The following is a 17,342-nucleotide window of genomic DNA, read 5'->3' as shown; positions in this document are numbered from 1 at the left end:
TGATCACCCCCGCCTGATCCGCAGCGGGGCTACGCTCTGGACCTTCCGGGCGACATGCCGTTTCACCAGCCGGTCCGGCAGGCGCGGGCCGTCCTTCGCGCGCCCGTGGGTGAGGAGGCGGGCCTCGGCGTCGAGGATGTCCTGACTGGTCATCATCACCTGATCGACGCCCTGGAACCGGTTCGCCCCATCCGCCTGCACGTACTCCTCCGGTACGGCGCGGTCATAGGCCGGGGTCAGCCGCACCGACGCGGCCTCGGCGTGCTCGACGATCTGGTTGAGCACTCTGGTGCGCTCGGCGGTGGTGGTGAAGCGCAAGGGCATGAGTTGCCGCATCGCTTCGGCGTGCACATGCCAGCGCGTCCACGTCGCCCGCCGGTCGGCAACCTCGCGTATCACCACGTCCGTAATCTCGCCCAGCTGCTTCGGTGTCAGGTCGCTCGCCTGCAACGGGATCTCAGCGAGACCGCGTGCACGCAGCTCGCGCGCCCAGGTTGTTGCATTCTCGCCGAGCAGGGTGGTGGCGCGGTTCCGCCAGTCGGCGGTGAGCTCGGCGAACGAGCGCAACTCCTTCTCCGGGCGGGTCTCCAGGGTTGCCTGCTGGCGCAGTCGCGTGATCGTCGTCTTCGACGGCGCGTGCCCGTGCTTGGCCACGTACTCCTCGATCAGCCGCTTCGTCGCGGCCGCGATCCCTTCCCCGGACCCGCCGATGGTGCGGCGGGAGAACTCCGCGATCAGCCCCGCGGGCACACCGTCGATCTCCCACCCGACATTCCGGTCCTTCCCGCGATCGACCTCCACCCAGTTCACCCCCACCAGGGCCGCCGTGTGGTCGGTAAGGAACGCGTTATACGACGCGGACAGGGCGACCGTGGCCCGGTGCAGGGTCCGCGAGTCCAGCGTCCGCCACCGGCCGTCAACACCCTGGACCTTGTTCGACACGACCAGATGCGTGTGCAGCTGCGGGTCCCCGGCGCGGCTGTCGTAGTGATCGAACGCGGTCGCGATCACTACGGTGATCGGCATGCGCGCGATACCGCCCTTGCCCACCCGGGTTGCAGACACCCTCTGCTCCAGGAGCGCGAGCGTGTCGCGCATCGCCGCGTGATGGGCTTGCACGATCAGTTCCTGTGTCGCTGCGTCTGCAACACCCCACAGGGCGCTGAGCGACTTCATGGGCGAGAACGTGAGATCGAACCCTGCAACAGCAGTCTTCGGCTTGCGCGCAATCTCCTCGGCCCGGATCTCATCGATCGCGTTCTGCCGCCGTGTTGCATCCAGTGCGGGGGTCGAGCTGGTCGATGCGGGCAGCCATCCGTTCGGCCGGCGGCCGCAAGCGCGGGAAGCGGGAGCCGAGCTTCGCGCCGGTCAGCGGGTGCACGCCCTGCCCGAGCAGCCTCTCCAGCTGCTCCTCGGTGACCGTGTCGCCGTCGGCGAGGGCGGGACCGTGGCCGGTGTCGAGGCTGTCCAGGCCGGAGCCGAGCCAGGTGCCCGGTGGGCAGCCGGTCTCGGTGTAGTAGCGGGTCAGCGGCGTACCGGACTCGCGCGCGGTGTCGCCGGTGGCCACGGACTTCATCAGGTACTCGTAGCCGCGCCCCGACGACATCACCCGGATGGTCATGACCATCACGCACCGCCTCTCGAGGCGGTCGCGATGGTGGACCGCCTTGGCGGTCAGGTGCGCGCCAGCGCACCCCAGCACCCGAGGTGCCAACAGTGTGTGGGGTATTAGGAAGTGCGGCGCCCTGGGCATCGGACGGTGCGAGCGCCGACGAGAGGCTGGATCGGGTTGGTCAGTGGATGCGGAAGCGGGCGCGGTATTCGGCCGGGGTGACGTTGAGGGCTCGGCGGAAGGCGCGGGTGGGGGTGTCGACGGTGCCGAATCCGCAGGCGGTTGCGATGCGGGTGAGGGTGGCGTCACTGGTTTCCAGCCGGTACCGCGCGACTTCCAGGCGGGCTGATTCGAGGTAGGCGGCTGGGGTCATGCCCAGCTCGGTCTTGAAGATTCGGGTGAGTTGCCAGTCCTGACGTGGAGCTGTTCGGTGAGCTCGGCGACGGTGGGCGGCTCGGCCAGATGCTCCCGGATGTAGTGGCGCAGTTCGTCCACTCGCCGTGTGGTCGATGCGGATCCCAAGGGCACGCTGAACTGGCTCTGCCCGCTGGGGCGCTTGAGGCAGACGACCAGCTGGCGGACAACCTTCTGTGCGAGTGCTTCACCGAAGTCATCAGCGACCAGCGCCAGGGCGGGATCCAGACAAGAGCTGAAACCGGCACCGGTCCACACGTCCCCGTCACGGATGTGGATCGGGTCGGCGTCGACGATGATCTTGGGATGCTCGTCGTCGAGCTGCTGGGCCGTCGACCAGTGCGTGGTCGCCAGCTTGCCGTCGAGCCGTCCCGTCGCTGCGAGCACGTGGGCACCGACGCACACCGATGTGAACCGACGGGTGCGAGGCGTCGGGTCCGCGACATGCGTGGCAATCTGGGGATCTACCAGCGCGGTGACCGCCAGTCCTCATCGACCTCGACCGCCCCAGGTACGACCAGGGTTCTCCGTGCGAGACCTCCTTCGCCAGAGACGGGGACGGGACGGAGCAGGCCCGCAAGATCGCTCCAAGTGAAGGGAGGGTTGGCATCGGATACGCGCGGAAAGAGCCGGTGAGGTGCTTCACCTAAGTGGCGGTCTTGAGTAGATCCAAGAACTGTCTGATCCGTTCGGGGAGGTCGGTCCATTGGCCGTTCACCGCAGTGGTCAGGCCGGCGAAGGTGGCGAGGACAGTGGCGATGAATCCGTCTGCGGTTGTCCCGTCGGGTAGGCCTGATGGGTTCCGGCCTACCGTTCGGTACAATACCTGGAGTTGGCGCTTGTAGGGATGCGGACGGCGTGGGTCGATGTAATGAGATTCGACGGCGAGCCTGGCTGCGCCTTGGAGGCGTTGATCGGTGGCGTAGTGGTTGGCGGCAAGTAGGAGGAGTTCGCGGACGGCGGAGACGCCAGTCAGTGATCGGCCGCGGATCGTCTTCTCCCATGTCGACCATGCTGTGCGCTCATAGTCCAGGAGCAGGCGAGCCACTGTTTCTTGTCGCCAAATCGGGCGTGCATCTCGTGGGGATCGACCTCTGCTCGCTCGCTGATCTGGTCCAAGGTGGTCGCGTGGAAGCCGTGAGCAGCGTACTCGGCTCCTGCGGCATCGAGGATGCGCTGGCTGGTACACCGGGGATGCGCGAGTTCGGGGAGATACCCCAGGCCGTCCAGTACGGCTTGGGCGAACCACTCGAGATAGTCATCGTCGAGCGCGGGACGCTCGGGCAGCATCACGTGTAGCAGAAGGGGCCCGAGCAGGAGAAGGAATACGGCCTCGGTATCGACTCCCGGAGGTATCTCGCCACGTTCGACTGCGCGCCGTAGCATCAGCGCGATGGAGTCCGACCAGGGGTCGATGAGTGTTCGACCGAAGTCGACTCCAGGCAGACGCCGTTCTACGACGACAAGGGTCAGGCCGGCGGATATCGCGGGGTCGGCGAGACTGTCGCGTAGTTGCCGGAGGGTTGCGGTGAGGTCACCACGAAGACTGCCTGTGTCTGGTCCTTGTCCTCCGGTGAGACGATCGGCGACGACGGCGAGGGCGAGTGCAGCGGTGTTCGGAAAGCGGCGATAGATCGCCGGTTTGCCTACCCCTGTACGCTCCGAGAGGGCGTGCACCGTGAGCTTGTTGCCTTCGGCGAGGATCTCGGCCGCGGCTTGTCGAAGTGCTGGGGTGAAGCTGGGGTCGAGGGGTCTCCCTGAACGGCCAGGCATGTTGGGATGTGCCACCTTGCGTGTCGCGTCACGTATTGCGCAAGAGCCTGCCGACTGCACAGACGCGACTGGATTCGTACTTCGCGCCGACCAGCAACGGGCGCTGCTACTTGACGGCGACCATCGTTGCTCGGAGATGCGTCAGCAGCTGGTGCGGTCAGGCTGAGATCAGATGTGTTCCGGTCCAGCGGTCGCGGATCGCGTCGGCAAGGGCGAGGGCGAAGTCCTCGTAGCTGATGCTGGACTGTAGAAACGTGCGTTCGTCGACGGCGGGCTGCCGTCTCCGGTAGGTGCCGGTGAACTGCCCCCCGGGTTGGTAGCTGGGTGGCGGGATGAGGTAGGCCCATCGGTGTGGCGTCGTTTCGGATTCGAGGTGGTCTCGGAGAGCGGCATGGGCGATTCCGCGCGGGAGCGTCACGGTGGGAAAGGCGGGGTCCTGCCAGAAGCGTCGGCCGTTGCCCGTGTGGAGTGCCCCGGCTCCGCCAACGTGGACAATCAACGGGAGCTTGGACTCGTCTTGAGCGTCGACGATTCGGTCATGGAGATCGATGAGTGCTCTCGCTGGGATTTGCTCCCGTAGTCGGATGGCATTGACGACGATGTCGATACCTGTGAGTGCTTCTCGCATACGGGTGGGGTCATCGAGGTCAATTGTCCGCGAATCGTCGGCGTGCGCAGGTACCGGGAGTGGTTGCGTGCTGTCTCCGGGTCGAACTCCTGCGTGCAGACGTATACCCGCGGGGCGATGGTTCAGTAGGAAACCGCCGGTGCGGCCGGTAGCTCCCAGGAGTAGGACATCAGTCATGACCGGGTTGCCTTTCGGTTGAGCATGGAGACGCAGAGGATGGACACTGCGGCAATAACCAGAAGCGCGACCAGAACGATCGCCAGAGTGCTGAGGTTGGTGATCGCGCCACCTACGATCGGGCCGATGCTGGCTCCGATGAAGAGGATGAATCCATTGATGGCCATCCCGCTGCCCCGACTCGGGGCGGCTGTCTCTCCGTAGAGGTTGATCATGGACGGCACAGCCAGGGCGACGCCCGCGACATAGACGATACTCGCGGCGATCAGGCCGGGCAGGGTGCCGGAGAGGACGACTTCTCCAAGCATGCCCACAGCGGCGAGCGTGAAGCCGGTCTGGGCGACCCGAACGATGCCGAATCGCTTCGCGAGGGCCCCGACGCCGAGGCTGACGAACATCGCCGGCAGGGCGGCCAATCGGATGAGGATGATGTCAGAGGCAGGCACATCGAGGCTTTCCAGGTGTTGTCCGATGCCGGTGTAGAGGGCGACAAAGGACAGCAGAAGCGTCACGTGAGCGATGCTGAGCAGCACGATCGCTGGCGTGACCAGTAGTCGCGCAAGGTTGCCGAACTGTTTGAAGAGCGAAATCGAGGGGGCGTGCTTGGGCGCCTCGGTCACGAGCGTGAGGATCAGCACGAAGGTGATTGCGAGGACGACACCGCAGAGCACGAAGAACCACGACCAGCCCGCTTGCAGCGCCACAGTGGAGGCTACGACCTGGCCGAAGATGCCCGCGACCAGGAACGCGGTCGACATCGCTCCGATCGCTCCAGCGCGTCTGCTGGGAGCGACAGCCTCGGTCAGATAGGCCAGCGCAACGGGGGCGAACCCGGCTGCCGAGAGCCCCTGGAGGGCACGCAGTGCCGCCATCGCCGGCACGGAGGAAGCCGTCGCGCACAGAAGCGTGGCAACCGCGAGCACCCCGATGGCGACGGCCATGACTCGCTTTCGACCGTACCGGTCCGAGATCGGTCCCCAGATGAGGAAGCCCACGGCGTAGGTGAGGCTGAAGCTCGTCGACAGCGCGAAGGTCGCATCAGCCCCCAGGTCGGCAGCGACTGGGTTCAAGAGCGGGATTGCCGCGTAGAGCTGTGTCAGGACGAACAGGGCCGTCACCACCAGGATGACGACAGCGACCCGGCCTGCTGGGAAGTCCGGGCTGGCGCTGCCACGTGAGGGCGGTCTCTCCGGGGCCGTCGCTTCGGGATGTGGGAGGTTCGAGGGCATACACGTCTCCTTCCAACGCAATCGTTGGAATTTACCCTAGTATGCTCGGCCGTGGGGTGCAACCTCAACGTTGGAGATGCAATCTAGGAGTGTGACGCAGACTGTGGCCTGGGACACAGAAGGAACCAAGCGCAAGATCAAGGACGCGGCAACGGTGGAGTTCGCCGACCGCGGGCCGGATGGCACGACGATCGAGCAGATCGCGAAGAAGGCGGGTGTCAACAAGGAGCGGGTGTACAACTACTTCGGAGGCAAGAAGGAGCTCTTCGCTGCGGTGTTGCGTGATGAGTTGGTGCAGGTCGCTCAGTCGGTGCCCGTGGCCTCGTTCGCCAGGGAGGACGTCGGGGACTATGCCGGGCGGGTCTATGACTACCACCGTGAACGGCCCGAGTTGATCCGCCTGTTGCGTTGGGAGGCTCTGGCATTCGATGGCGAAGTGCCCGATGAGGCCCAGCGGAGGGAGTACTACGGCTACAAGTCGGCTGCCGTCGTGGGGGGGCAAGAGGCGGGCACGATCACCCGAGACATTGATGCCGCTCACCTGATTCTGTTCGTGCTCTCGATCGCGGGCTGGTGGTCCACGGTGCCTCAGGTGGCCCGGATGCTGTGTGGTCCGCCCTCAGAGGAGGAACATCGCGTGCGACGCGCGGCCGTTGTCACAGCGGCCCGTCGCCTCGCCTGCGCCGACACGGCGTGAGCGACAGCGGAGGCACCAGCCCGTACAGGCTGCTGCCTCCGCTGTCGTTGGTTCTCGTCGTGCTAGGGGCGGTCGACCTCGGGAACATGCAGGTCGGTGTGGCCGAGCTGGCGCATGAGGTCGGCCAGGTCGAAGTAGGCGGCGCGCTCGACGATGTGGTCGCCTTCGGACCGGTCGATTCCGATGGCGGTGAAGTCGGCCCGGTTGCCGCTGGTCGGCAGGCCACGGAGGAGGTGGGGTATCTGCTGGGCCGGTCGAAAGGCCGCCAGGTCTGGGCCTCGGTCGAGGACTCGATTCTGCTGCTCGGACCACCCCGGTCCGGCAAAGGCCTGCATGTGGTCATCAACGGAGTCTTGGATGCCCCCGGCGCGGTCATCGCCACCAGCACGCGCCCCGACAATCTCACCGCCACGCTGCGGGCACGGCAGCGGCGGGGACCGGTGGCGGTGTTCGACCCCCAGCACCTGGCCGAGGGGCTGCCCGCGGGCTTGCACTGGTCACCGATCCGGGGGTGTTCGGACCCGCTGACGGCGATGATCCGGGCCGCGGGCCTGGCCGCCTCGACCGGGCTCGGCTCGGGTGGGGTCGAGTCCGGTGGGTTCTGGGAGGGCAAGACGAAGACCGCCCTGCAAGCCCTGCTGCATGCTGTCGCGCTGGATCACCGTCCGTCCTCGGAGCTGTTCCGGTGGACGCTCGACCCGACGGCGGCCAGCGATGCGGTCGCGATCCTCACCAACCATCCCGAGGCCGCCGAAGGGTGGGCGGACTCGCTGGAGTCGATGATCGACGCCGACCCGCGCACCCGTGATAGCATCTGGCAGGGCGTGTCCCTGGCCCTGTCGGCCCTGGCCGATCCGCGCGTGCTCGATGCGGTCAGCCCCGGCGAGGGCGAAGAGTTCGACCCGGCGCAGTTCATCCGCGACCAGGGCACCCTCTACCTGTTGGCCACCGGCGCCGGAGCCGGAGCCTCGGCGGCGCTCGTGGCCGCTCTCGTCGAGGATCTCTTCGAGGTCGCCCGCCGCATGGCCGCCCGGTCCCCGGGTGCCCGCCTGGACCCGCCGCTGCTGCTGGCCCGCGACGAGATCGGGAACTTAAGCCCCCTGCCGTCGCTGCCGACGCTGATGGCCGAGGGCGGAGGCACGGACATCACGACGATGCCGGTGCTCCAATCCCTGGCCCAGGCCAGGGACAAGTGGAACGAAGCCCAGGCCGGGGCGATCTGGGATGCCGCGATCGTGAAGATCATCCTCGGCGGTGCCTCCAACTCCAGGGATCTACAGGATCTGTCCACGCTCATCGGTGAGCGCGATGAGCACACCGACTCGGTCACGCTCGGCGATCACGGCTCCCGGTCGAACCAGCGGTCGATCCGCCGGGTCGCGGTGATGCCCCCGGACAGGATTCGGATGTTGCCGTTCCGGACCGGGGTGACGCTGCTGCGTTCGGCTCCGCCGATCCTCACGTATCTGCGGCCGTGGCCTGCCCGCGCCGATGCCGACCAGCTGAAGCAGGACCGGGCCGAGATCGAAGCGCTGCTCGAGGGCCCCGCCTCATGACCCGCGCACGACACGACCGTCCCTCACGGCTCATCTGGTCCCGGGTGGGTGGGGGCAGTGCGCTGCTTCTCGATGTGCGGGGGTGGTGGTGATGGCCCGACGCCGCCGCACGCCGCCTCCCGGTCAGCTCGAGTTCGATCTGTGGGGCCTCGGCGAGACCGAGGCGGATACCGCCCTCGCCGAGGCCGGGCAGGCGCCTATCGAGGCGAGACAGGAGGAGGACGATGAACCAGTACGGGACACGGGCGAGGGACCACTGGATGGTTCACGCCCCGCATCGGGTAGCGGCGATGGAGGACCCGGTCGCGTTCTTCACCCAGCTGGGCGAGAAGATCCAGGCGCAGGTGACACAGCTGGCGACCCGGCTGGAGGCCGACCGGGTCTGGGGCCTGGAGAATCCCGGCCAGAGGGAGGACAATTACCTCCAGGAGGTCTCGCGTGGGATGACGGCGCACCGGATCGCGGAGGAGGTCGTGATGAGCCAACTGGCCTGGATTCACGACCCGAGCCTGCCCCTGGACGAAGCCCGGCAGGAGTGGGAGGAGACGAGAGCCTCCGACGAGAACCTGATCACCTGGGCGGAGCGGACCCTGGACTCCCAGTACCCGCAGTACTCGACGGACGAGCTGGAGCAGAAGGCGATCGACTGGGCGATCCCGATGTGGTTCCTGGAGGGCCTGCTCGCCGCGGAGATCCCGGGCCAGTACGCCAGGGAGCACCAGGAGGTGCTGCGGGAGGCGGCGGACGTGAGGTTCCTGCGCGAGGTGACCGGCACCCCGTAACCGACACCACCCCAGCCCCACGGCCGTTAGTGGAGGTGGGGCGGTTCGTGCCGTCCTCCCGGGAGGATCTGGCCCCGTCCGGGGCGAAGGCACGGTTCGAGGCGAACGTGGCCGCGATCCGGCTCGCACGCACCCTGACCGACCAGGACCGCCCGGCCACGGCCGGTGAGCAGCGAGTGCTTGCCCGCTGGTCCTCCTGGGGTGCCCTGCCCGACGTCTTCGATACCCGAAAGCCTGACTGGGAGGCGGAGCGGGACCAGCTGCGGGCCCTGCTCTCCGGCGAGGAATGGGACGCGGCCGCCCGGACGACGCTGAACGCCCACTACACCGACCCTGCCATCGCCGGGCAGATGTGGCGCGCCCTGGACGCGCTGGGGTTCCGCGGCGGGAGCGTGCTCGAACCCAGCAGCGGTCTGGGAACGTTCATCGGCCTGGCACCACCGGCGGCGGACATGACCGGTATCGAGCTCGACCCCGTGACCGCGCAGATCAGCCGTGCCCTCTACCCGCACGCGCAGGTGCACGCCGAGTCCTTCGCCGACACCCGCCTGCCCGAGGGCAGCTTCGACGCGACGATCGGGAACGTGCCGTTTTCCGACGTGGCGCTGCACGACCGGGTGCACAATCCGAACAAGCACTCCATGCACAACCACTTCATCCTCAAGTCCCTGGCCCTGACCCGGCCGGGTGGACTGGTGGCGGTGCTGACCTCCCGGTACACGATGGATTCCCAGAACCCAGGAGCGCGCCGGGAGATGAACCTGATGGCCGACCTCGTCGGCGCGCTCCGTCTGCCGGCCGGCGCCCACCGGCGCACGGCCGGCACCGATGTGGTCACCGATCTGCTCATCCTGCGCCGCCGCGCCGACGGGGACCCGGTCCGGGACGATCTGTGGGAAACGGTCGCCCCGATCACCGTGGACGGGCAGACCCTGCGGATGAACCGGTACTTCGACCAGCACCCGGAGCACGTTCTCGGACAGATTGGCGTCGAGACCGGCCAGTACGGGCGCACCACGCTCACGGTCACCGGGGACCTCGACCGGCTGGACGCGGATCTCGCCGACGCTCTGGACCAGATCACCTTCACCGCCCGCCGCACCGGCCTGACACTGACCGAAGCTCCAGCCGCCCGGCAGACCCGGCCGGTGGCCGGGGCACCGTCGCCTGCGGACCAGTGGGCCGGGACCATCGTGGAGACCGGCAGCGGGTTCGGCACCGTCACCGAAGACGGCATCGACGAGCTGGCCGTTGCGAAGAACGCGACCGCGGAACTGCGCACCCTGCTGGGACTGCGCGATAAGGCGACCCGCCTGCTCGAGGCCGAGACCGCCACCGCCGATGACACCGAAGAGATCACCGGCGCACGTGAGGATCTGCGCCGGGCCTACCAGAAGTACGTCGGCCGTTACGGCCCGTTGAACCGGTACACGCTGCGCCGGACCGGTAGAACGAACGACGCTGGCCAGGAGACCCACGCCCGGGTCATTCCACGGGCCATCCGACTGCTGCGCTCGGACCCGTTCGGGCCCCTGGTGTTGGCGTTGGAGAACTTCGACGACACCGACCAGACCGCCACGCCGGCCGAGATCCTCTCCCGGCGGGTCGTCGCCCCGCGGGCGGAGATCCAGGGCGTGGAGACCCCGGCCGATGCGGTCGCCGTGTCCCTGGATCGCACCGGTGGCATCGACCTGACGCTGATCGCGGACATGCTCGGCATGGACGAGACCGAGGCCCGGGACGCGCTGAGCGGGCTCGTGTTCACCGACCCGGACACCGACGAGCTCGTTCACGCGCCGGCCTACCTCTCGGGCAATGTGCGTGACAAGCTCGACGCCGCCCACTCCCGTGCCGAGACCGATCCCGCCTTCCAGGCCAATGTCGACGCGCTCACCGCGGTGCTGCCGGACCCACTCGGCGTCGAGGACATCACCGCCCGCCTCGGCGCGGTCTGGATCAGCGCCGAGGTCCATCAGGAGTTCCTCCGGGAGCTGCTGCGGGCACCGGACGTGCGCGTGGAGAACCCCAAGAGCGGGATGTGGGAAGTCCGCGGCGGCAGGCAGGGCCTGCTGGCAACTTCCGAATGGGGCACCGACCGTCGGCCCGCCCCGGACATCGCCCAGGCCCTGATGGAGCAGAAGACGCTCCTGGTCTACGACGAGGTCAAAGATCGAGACGGCCGGAAACGGCAGGTGCTCAATCAGGTCGAAACCGTCGCCGCGCAGGAAAAGGCCGAACAGCTCCAAGAACGCTTCGCCGAGTGGGTGTGGGAAGACCCCGACCGTGCCCAGGCGCTCGTCGAGGAGTACAACCGGCGCTTCAACTCCATCGTGCTGCGCGACTACACCGAAGCCGGAGACTACCTCACCCTTCCCGGGGTCGCCGAGTCCTTCACGCCGCGCCCGCATCAGCGCGCCGCGGTCGCCCGGATGGTCAGCGAACCGGCCGCGGGGCTCTTCCACGAGGTCGGTGCGGGCAAGACCGCCGAGTTCGTCATGGGCACCATGGAGATGCGTCGCATGGGCCTGGTCACCAAGCCGGTGGTCGTGGTGCCCAACCATATGCTCGAACTGGTCTCGCGGGAATCGTTGCAGATCTACCCGAGAGCCCGCATTCTCGCCGCGTCCACCAAAGACCTCACCGCCGAGAAGCGGCGGGAGTTCATCGCCCGGGCCGCGGCCAACGACTGGGATGCGGTCGTGCTCACGCAGGGAGCGTTCGCGAAGATCCCGCTGCGCACCGAAACGCAACAGGCCTACCTCAAGGGGCGCGTCCAGGACGTCAAACGGGTCCTCGACAAGGCCACCGGCGAAGAGGCGATGAGCGTCAAACGCATCGAGCGGCGTCTCCTGGGCTTGGAGAACAAGCTGAAGTCCCGTCTCGACTCCGACCGAGACCAGGGCGTGTGTTTCGAAGATACCGGGATCGATTACGTGGTCATCGATGAGATGCACATGTACAAGAACCTCGCTACAGAACCCAACATCCGCGACGCGGCGATCGAGGGCAGTGGACGCGCCTCCGACCTGCACATGAAGCTCGACTACCTCCGTTCCCAGGGCCGGGGACGGGTGGTGACCGGAGCGACGGCCACACCGATCGCCAACAGCGTCACCGAGGCCTACGTGATGCAGCGGTATATGCGCCCGGACCTGCTCCAAGCGGCCGGAGTGGACTCCTTCGATGCGTGGGCGGCGACGTTCGGGCAGACCGTCACCCAGATGGAGATGTCCCCGACGGGCAATAGCTTCCGCATGAAGACGAGATTCGCGAAGTTCTCCAACGTCCCCGAGATGCTGCGGCTCTTCAGCGTGTTCGCCGACGTCAAGACCGCCGCGGACCTCCAGTTGCCGACGCCGGAGATCACCGAGCGCAACGACGGACAGCGGGCACCGGCGACGATCCCAGTCCCGCCCACGGTCGAACTCGAGGACTTCGTAGCCCAGCTCGGCGACCGGGCGGAGAGCGTCGCCCAACGCAGAGTGAAGCCCCACGAGGACAACATGCTGCTGATCAGCACTGATGGCAGGAAAGCAGCCCTGGACATTCACATGGTGCTGCCATAGGACCCGTCCGGGCCGACGAAGATCGACGTCGCCGCAGAGATGATCTACGACACCTGGCAGAACACCCGCGACCGCGAATATCTCGACCCGACCACAGGAGAGCCCTCCCCGGTGCGCGGTGGTCTGCAACTGGTGTTCTCCGATATCGGCACACCGTCGGACCGGTGGAACGCCTACGACGAGCTCGCCGCCCAGCTGACCCTGCGGGGCATGCCCGCAGATGCGATCCGGTTCATGCACGAAGCCAAGACCGACGTGGAGAAAGCCGAGCTTTTCGCTGCCGCCCGCGCCGGGCACATCGCCGTGCTCATCGGCTCCACCGGGAAGATGGGCGTGGGCACCAACGTGCAGCGCCGCGCGGTCGCCCTGTACCACTTGGACTGTCCGTGGCGGCCAGCCGACATCGCCCAGCGCGAAGGCCGCATCCTGCGCCAGGGCAACCAGAACGAGCAGGTCGCGATCGTCCGGCTGGTCACCGAGCATTCCTTCGACTCCTACATGTGGCAGGGCGTGGAGCGCAAAGCGACGTTCATCGCCCAGATCATGCGCGGCAGCCTCGATGCCCGCGAGATCGAGGAGATCGACTCCTCCGCCCTGTCCGCGGCCGAGGCCAAAGCCATCTCCAGCGGGAACCCGCTGCTGTTGGACCATGCCACGATCCAGACCGAGGTCACCCGGCTGCGGCGCCTCGAACGTGCCCACGAACGCTCCCAAGCGATGCTCGCCCACACCCGGCCCGCGAGGACATCCGGCATGCCGAAAGCGACATCGCGAGCCTGCAGGCGGCACTGCCGCAGGTCACCGACACCTCCGGTGACCGGTTCCGCATGCGCATCGGTGATCGGAGCTACGACTCGCGCGCCGACGCCGCGGCCGCGGTGGCCGAGTGGGCACAGTCCTCGGACCTGCGATGGGCCTCCCGGTACGCCTCGCGCGATCTCGGCGTCCTCGGCACGGTCTCGGGGTTCGACATCACCGTGACCACCCGGCCGACACTCGGTGATGAAACGCATGTCGAAATCTCGCTGGCCGGGGTGCCGCGCACCGCGTTCCTGATGAGCCGGTCGGAGTTCATCGACGCAGGCATCGGCCTCATTCAGCGCATCGAGAACCGGGCCGCGGGCATCCCCACCCTCCTGGAGCACGCCCAGCGTGACCTCGGTGAGGCACGGGAGGCGGCCGCCGAAGCCGAGCAGCGCACCGGCGAACCGTTCCGTCACGCCGCCGCGCTCACCCAGGCCGAGACGGACCTCGAGAAGGTCGAGACCCAGCTGGCGACCATGCGCGATGACGTCACGCACGCCGGGGCCGAGACCGGACTCACCGTCGAGACAGTGCGCGAACTCCGGCCCGCCCTGGGCGTACGCGCTGATGCGCACCGTGCCCCCACCTCGCTCGCCGAGCCCACCGGCCCTCGCGATCACAGACCCGACCCGCCGTCACCCCGCCTCTGACTGTCTCGCCTCTCGGTGCCGAGGGGCGGGTTGTGCACCTTCCTGCCGTCACCCCAGCGGTGGGATCCGCCGGGGTCGTACGGATCAGGAGGACATGATGGACGCACAGGCGCAGATGCAGACCGGCACCTCGGTGCGCGGCTACATCGCCACGGCCCCCAAGCTCACCTACGGCAAGACCGGCGTCGCCCGCTTCTACGCCCGGTTCAAGCAGCTGCATTCCCGACCCGAGGAGGACGGGAGCCGCACCCGGCTGCCGCCGTCGTTCCACAACCTGGTCATCTTCGGTCAGGAAGCCGAGTACGCCTACCAGAACTTCGCCAAGCGCGACCCGTTCCTCGCCTCCGGGTACAAGCACACCCCGGAACCCGGCCCCGACGGGAAGCTGCGGGAAGAGGAGTTCGTCGCCGATGTCATCCGCCATACCTGGCCGAACGCCTCCGGCCCCGGTCAGGGCCTGACCCGGACCCCACCGCAGCACTCCCAGGCACAGACCGCCCCGCAGCGGCAGGCCGGCACGGTCGAGAACCGGGGGCAGGCGTTCGAGCCACCTCCACGCCCGGCGCAGGCACCACCGAGCGCGGTGATCGGACGATGAACACCGAACACGACGACTCTCACGACGAGACCGAGTCCATGGGCCCCTTCGACGGCGAGGAGTTCGGCCAGCCTCGCCCCGAGCAGATGGCCGAGGAGCCACCTGCTCCGGTCAACTGGAACCTCTTGCGGGCGGACGAGGCCGAGTTCGCTTGGCTCGAGCTCAACGCGTGGGTCGACTGGCTTCGCCACACCTACGGGCTCCCAGCCTCGGTGATCCCGCCCATGTGGCATCGCCACCCGGAACTCGTGTGGGAACTTTCGGCCCTGCACACGCACTGGCTGTGCGCCTACGAACCGGAGCAAAACGGCAGCGCCCCGATCGGCTGGCACAGGGATTTCGCCGATGCCCGAATGCGGCTACGCGACTGGGTCGCCGCCTCCGGGACCCGGCTCGACCGCGACCGGCCAACCCGGCAGACGACCTGGCCCGGCGAAGAGCCCGCCCCGCCCATCGAGGAGACCCCTATCACCGATCGGGACCAGGACTTCGTCGCCTTCGTCCTCGACGACGTCGAACGACGCTGCCACGCCGAGGAAGCGGCCTACCATCGCATCGACCCGGACACCGGCGAGATCACCTGACCCACACCCACAATCCCGGGTGGGGCCGGCACCATACTGGTGCTGGTCCCGCCCGCGTATCGAGCGCGGGTGTCAGTCGGTCAGGGAACGGCCCCGCACCGGCTCCCGCGAAGGACGGACGCCGTGCTCGAAGGACGACAGCGCACGCTCGAGCCGCTTGGCCTCAGCGCGCGGAGCGGGCGGGGCATCGAGGGCAGTGGAGGACAGGTCGTACCCGCCCCACGGTGAGCGTCCCGGCACGTGGCGGTGCCCATGGGGTGCCCGCTCGGTGATGATCGGGGCACCGGGTGTCTGCATGTGCGAGGGGTAGCGCTCGGTGATCCAGGCGCGCCCGACCCTGCTCAGACCGGTCTCGGTGCGCGCGAGCACCGTGCCGGGCACCACGGGAAGATCTCGCCAGCCCGGCAGCGTGTGATCATGCCACGCCTCGACCGCGGCGTTCTCATCACCGGCGATAGAGTGCCAGCCGCACGGCTCGCAAATCATCTGATACAGGAGAGCGCCGGGGCCTTCCTCCCCGTGATCGGGTCGCAGTTCCGCGGTGAACATCTCTCCGGCGTGTTCACCCAGCTCGGTGCGCTGATCGTGGGCGATCCCGCGATGCCACATGTGACTGCTGGCATAGGAGCCGAAGTGGCCGTGGAGGAAGCACCAGTGCTCGAACGCCTCGACCAACTGGCTCGGCGGGTAGTAGTCCGTGGTGAAGCGCAGCGGCGCACCCTGCCACTGATCGACCTGCTGACGGGCCTCTTCGCGGGCGAGCTCGTCGAAGTCGAACGCCAACTGCCCATCGGATGAAAACATGCTCCCGGTCACCTCCCACCGGGCAGATGCACCCCCACCGCCGAGCGGGCGACGGGCAGCGCCCTTCCGTTCGGCCAGCGGGCGAGGTAAAATCGGGGACACGGCGGCAGTGAAAATTGCCTGCGCTACCAGCCCGACTGGTAGTTGACGACCCCGAGGAGCCACTCGGGTGAGTCCTTCTATACGTGACGTCGCCGTCCACGTAGGAAGGATCGCGTCATGCTCGCCCTCATCTGGTTCGCTGCTATCGCCGTCGGCGTGTTCATCACCACCCGCTACACCGTGGTCATCAGCCCATGGCTGCCCAGCAACCTCGTCCTCAACGCCATCCGCACCCGCCGCGGCCTCAAATGGGGCCTGCCCGCGATGCTCCTGGCGATCCCGTACTTCGCGCTCGCCTACTGGTGCACGGTTACCATCGACAACGGCGGCCCGGGCTGGCTCCACCTCGTTGTGCTCATCGGCATCTGGTCCGGATTCAAGTTCGTCTGGATCGGCCCCATCAGCCTCGTCCGCCTGGCCGCAGCCCGCGTCAGCGAACACCTGCAGAACCGCCGCGAAGCCCGCACCGCTACCGGCGACGAGCACGAGCCCGCAGCGGAACCCACCCGGATCGGGGCCTGACCTACCGCGATGATTGATCACGAAGGTGATGCTCACAGCCGCGCGCGAGAGTCCTCAGCGCCGGAGGACACCGATCGTCTGCCGCGCACGATCGGCGAGTACGCAGACCGCTATCTTCGTGACCTCCTGGACCGGCTACCCGAGGACGATGCCCGGGTGATCACGCAGACGCTCGCGATGAGCTACATGGGCGGGCCGTTCCCGGACCGAGAGTCCGTGCAGCGGCTCATCGAGCACCACTGCGGCGCCATCACCGACCAGCAGTACCACGCCTGGGTACTCACCTTCGCCTCACGTCACGCCGCCAGCAACGGTGAGGCCATCGGTCACATCCTCGACAGCCTGGCCGCAGGATTCGAGGTCGGCGGCAGCCGGGGCCGGGCGCTGTGGCTGCTGGCAGGCATGGACGACACCCGCCGTCTCCTCGCGCGCGTCCGCGACGCCGTCGACCATGATGTGCTCACTGATGCCGAGGCCCGCGACGTCCTCACCCAGGCGCTGAAGTACCCACCATTGCCCGCCCCGGTGCCGCTCCCTGAGGGCGTGGACCGGCTCCCGCAGGACTGGCCCCCATCGACGCGTCGGACTACGGGGCCGTCGCGATCCCACCGGGAACGCGTGTGTGCGGATTCGCGACCGCCGAGGCCTGGCGCGCCCGGTCCGAGATCCGCCAGCGCGTCGCCGAAGGCGACCTTGACCCCGAGACCGGCGCACGGATGATCGAGGACCTGATCTCCGAGTTCGTCATCGACCCACCACCCGAGCACGACTGAACCGGCCACACGCCAGGCAGACTCCGAACGGGCAACTGTGTCGGTGCTGCCAGGCGGTCATGGCCAGTTGA

The 17,342-nt window shown here is 67.8% G+C and carries 18 protein-coding genes; 10 read left to right on the top strand and 8 right to left on the bottom strand.

Features of this window, described 5'->3' with window-relative positions; all coding sequences use genetic code 11:
• Positions 1–3 precede the first annotated feature (3 nt).
• From mobF to QKE30_RS03020, 7 genes are all read right to left on the bottom strand, one after another.
• Complete coding sequence (gene mobF / locus QKE30_RS03050) at positions 4–1,230, bottom strand: MobF family relaxase (protein WP_297667349.1); 1,227 nt, start codon at positions 1,228–1,230, stop codon at positions 4–6.
• A 16-nt stretch (positions 1,231–1,246) separates the two neighbouring features.
• Positions 1,247–1,627, bottom strand: coding sequence for a relaxase domain-containing protein (locus QKE30_RS03045; RefSeq protein ID WP_297667350.1), 381 nt, complete (start codon positions 1,625–1,627; stop codon positions 1,247–1,249).
• A gap of 166 nt (positions 1,628–1,793) precedes the next feature.
• Complete coding sequence (locus tag QKE30_RS03040) at positions 1,794–1,985, bottom strand: helix-turn-helix domain-containing protein (protein ID WP_297667300.1); 192 nt, start codon at positions 1,983–1,985, stop codon at positions 1,794–1,796.
• Positions 1,982–2,431 carry a hypothetical protein gene (locus tag QKE30_RS03035; protein WP_297667301.1) on the bottom strand — a complete coding sequence of 150 codons (450 nt, stop codon included), beginning with the start codon at positions 2,429–2,431 and terminating at the stop codon, positions 1,982–1,984. The genes QKE30_RS03040 and QKE30_RS03035 overlap by 4 nt, the downstream gene beginning before the upstream one ends.
• A 567-nt stretch (positions 2,432–2,998) precedes the next feature.
• Positions 2,999–3,799 (bottom strand): TetR/AcrR family transcriptional regulator C-terminal ligand-binding domain-containing protein, encoded by an 801-nt coding sequence (locus QKE30_RS03030; protein ID WP_347934068.1) that lies wholly within the window; start codon positions 3,797–3,799, stop codon positions 2,999–3,001.
• A gap of 157 nt (positions 3,800–3,956) precedes the next feature.
• Positions 3,957–4,604 (bottom strand): NAD(P)H-binding protein, encoded by a 648-nt coding sequence (locus QKE30_RS03025; RefSeq protein WP_297667304.1) that lies wholly within the window; start codon positions 4,602–4,604, stop codon positions 3,957–3,959.
• A complete protein-coding gene (locus tag QKE30_RS03020) occupies positions 4,601–5,833 on the bottom strand; it encodes an MFS transporter (RefSeq protein ID WP_297667305.1) in 1,233 nt (410 codons plus the stop codon). The genes QKE30_RS03025 and QKE30_RS03020 overlap by 4 nt, the downstream gene beginning before the upstream one ends.
• 76 nt (positions 5,834–5,909) lie before the next feature.
• Here QKE30_RS03020 and QKE30_RS03015 point away from each other — a divergent pair, with 76 nt between their 5' ends.
• The 8 genes from QKE30_RS03015 (at position 5,910) to QKE30_RS02980 (ending at position 15,070) form a co-directional block, all read left to right on the top strand.
• Positions 5,910–6,530: a TetR family transcriptional regulator gene (locus QKE30_RS03015; protein ID WP_347934067.1), complete on the top strand. Its 621-nt coding sequence runs from the start codon at positions 5,910–5,912 to the stop codon at positions 6,528–6,530.
• 341 nt (positions 6,531–6,871) lie between these two features.
• Entirely contained in the window at positions 6,872–8,086 is a 1,215-nt protein-coding gene (locus QKE30_RS03010; protein ID WP_347934079.1) for a TraM recognition domain-containing protein, read from the top strand.
• A 224-nt stretch (positions 8,087–8,310) separates the two neighbouring features.
• Positions 8,311–8,868, top strand: coding sequence for a hypothetical protein (locus tag QKE30_RS03005; RefSeq protein ID WP_347934066.1), 558 nt, complete (start codon positions 8,311–8,313; stop codon positions 8,866–8,868).
• A gap of 47 nt (positions 8,869–8,915) precedes the next feature.
• Positions 8,916–12,434, top strand: a complete 3,519-nt coding sequence (locus tag QKE30_RS03000; protein WP_347934065.1) for a hypothetical protein — start codon at positions 8,916–8,918, stop codon at positions 12,432–12,434.
• A gap of 39 nt (positions 12,435–12,473) precedes the next feature.
• Positions 12,474–13,415, top strand: a complete 942-nt coding sequence (locus QKE30_RS02995; protein WP_347934064.1) for a helicase-related protein — start codon at positions 12,474–12,476, stop codon at positions 13,413–13,415.
• Positions 13,412–13,888: a hypothetical protein gene (locus QKE30_RS02990; protein ID WP_347934063.1), complete on the top strand. Its 477-nt coding sequence runs from the start codon at positions 13,412–13,414 to the stop codon at positions 13,886–13,888. The genes QKE30_RS02995 and QKE30_RS02990 overlap by 4 nt, the downstream gene beginning before the upstream one ends.
• On the top strand, positions 13,815–14,486 hold the full coding sequence (locus QKE30_RS02985; protein ID WP_347934062.1) for a single-stranded DNA-binding protein: 672 nt from the start codon (positions 13,815–13,817) through the stop codon (positions 14,484–14,486). The genes QKE30_RS02990 and QKE30_RS02985 overlap by 74 nt, the downstream gene beginning before the upstream one ends.
• On the top strand, positions 14,483–15,070 hold the full coding sequence (locus QKE30_RS02980; protein WP_347934061.1) for a hypothetical protein: 588 nt from the start codon (positions 14,483–14,485) through the stop codon (positions 15,068–15,070). The genes QKE30_RS02985 and QKE30_RS02980 overlap by 4 nt, the downstream gene beginning before the upstream one ends.
• Positions 15,071–15,142: 72 nt before the next feature.
• Here QKE30_RS02980 and QKE30_RS02975 read toward each other — a convergent pair whose 3' ends face one another.
• Positions 15,143–15,874, bottom strand: a complete 732-nt coding sequence (locus QKE30_RS02975; RefSeq protein ID WP_297667316.1) for a DUF6349 family protein — start codon at positions 15,872–15,874, stop codon at positions 15,143–15,145.
• A gap of 219 nt (positions 15,875–16,093) precedes the next feature.
• Here QKE30_RS02975 and QKE30_RS02970 point away from each other — a divergent pair, with 219 nt between their 5' ends.
• Together QKE30_RS02970 and QKE30_RS02965 are read left to right on the top strand one after the other, a co-directional pair.
• Positions 16,094–16,498 carry a sulfate permease gene (locus tag QKE30_RS02970; RefSeq protein ID WP_297667317.1) on the top strand — a complete coding sequence of 135 codons (405 nt, stop codon included), beginning with the start codon at positions 16,094–16,096 and terminating at the stop codon, positions 16,496–16,498.
• A 9-nt stretch (positions 16,499–16,507) separates the two neighbouring features.
• Positions 16,508–17,218, top strand: a complete 711-nt coding sequence (locus QKE30_RS02965) for a hypothetical protein (protein ID WP_297667318.1) — start codon at positions 16,508–16,510, stop codon at positions 17,216–17,218.
• Positions 17,219–17,342 lie beyond the last annotated feature (124 nt).

This window comes from Corynebacterium sp. c24Ua_83 (assembly GCF_039907245.1).
Taxonomy (GTDB): Bacteria; Actinomycetota; Actinomycetes; order Mycobacteriales; family Mycobacteriaceae; genus Corynebacterium.
Note: the sequence above shows the minus strand (reverse complement) of the source record. Positions and strands in the feature narration are given on the sequence as shown.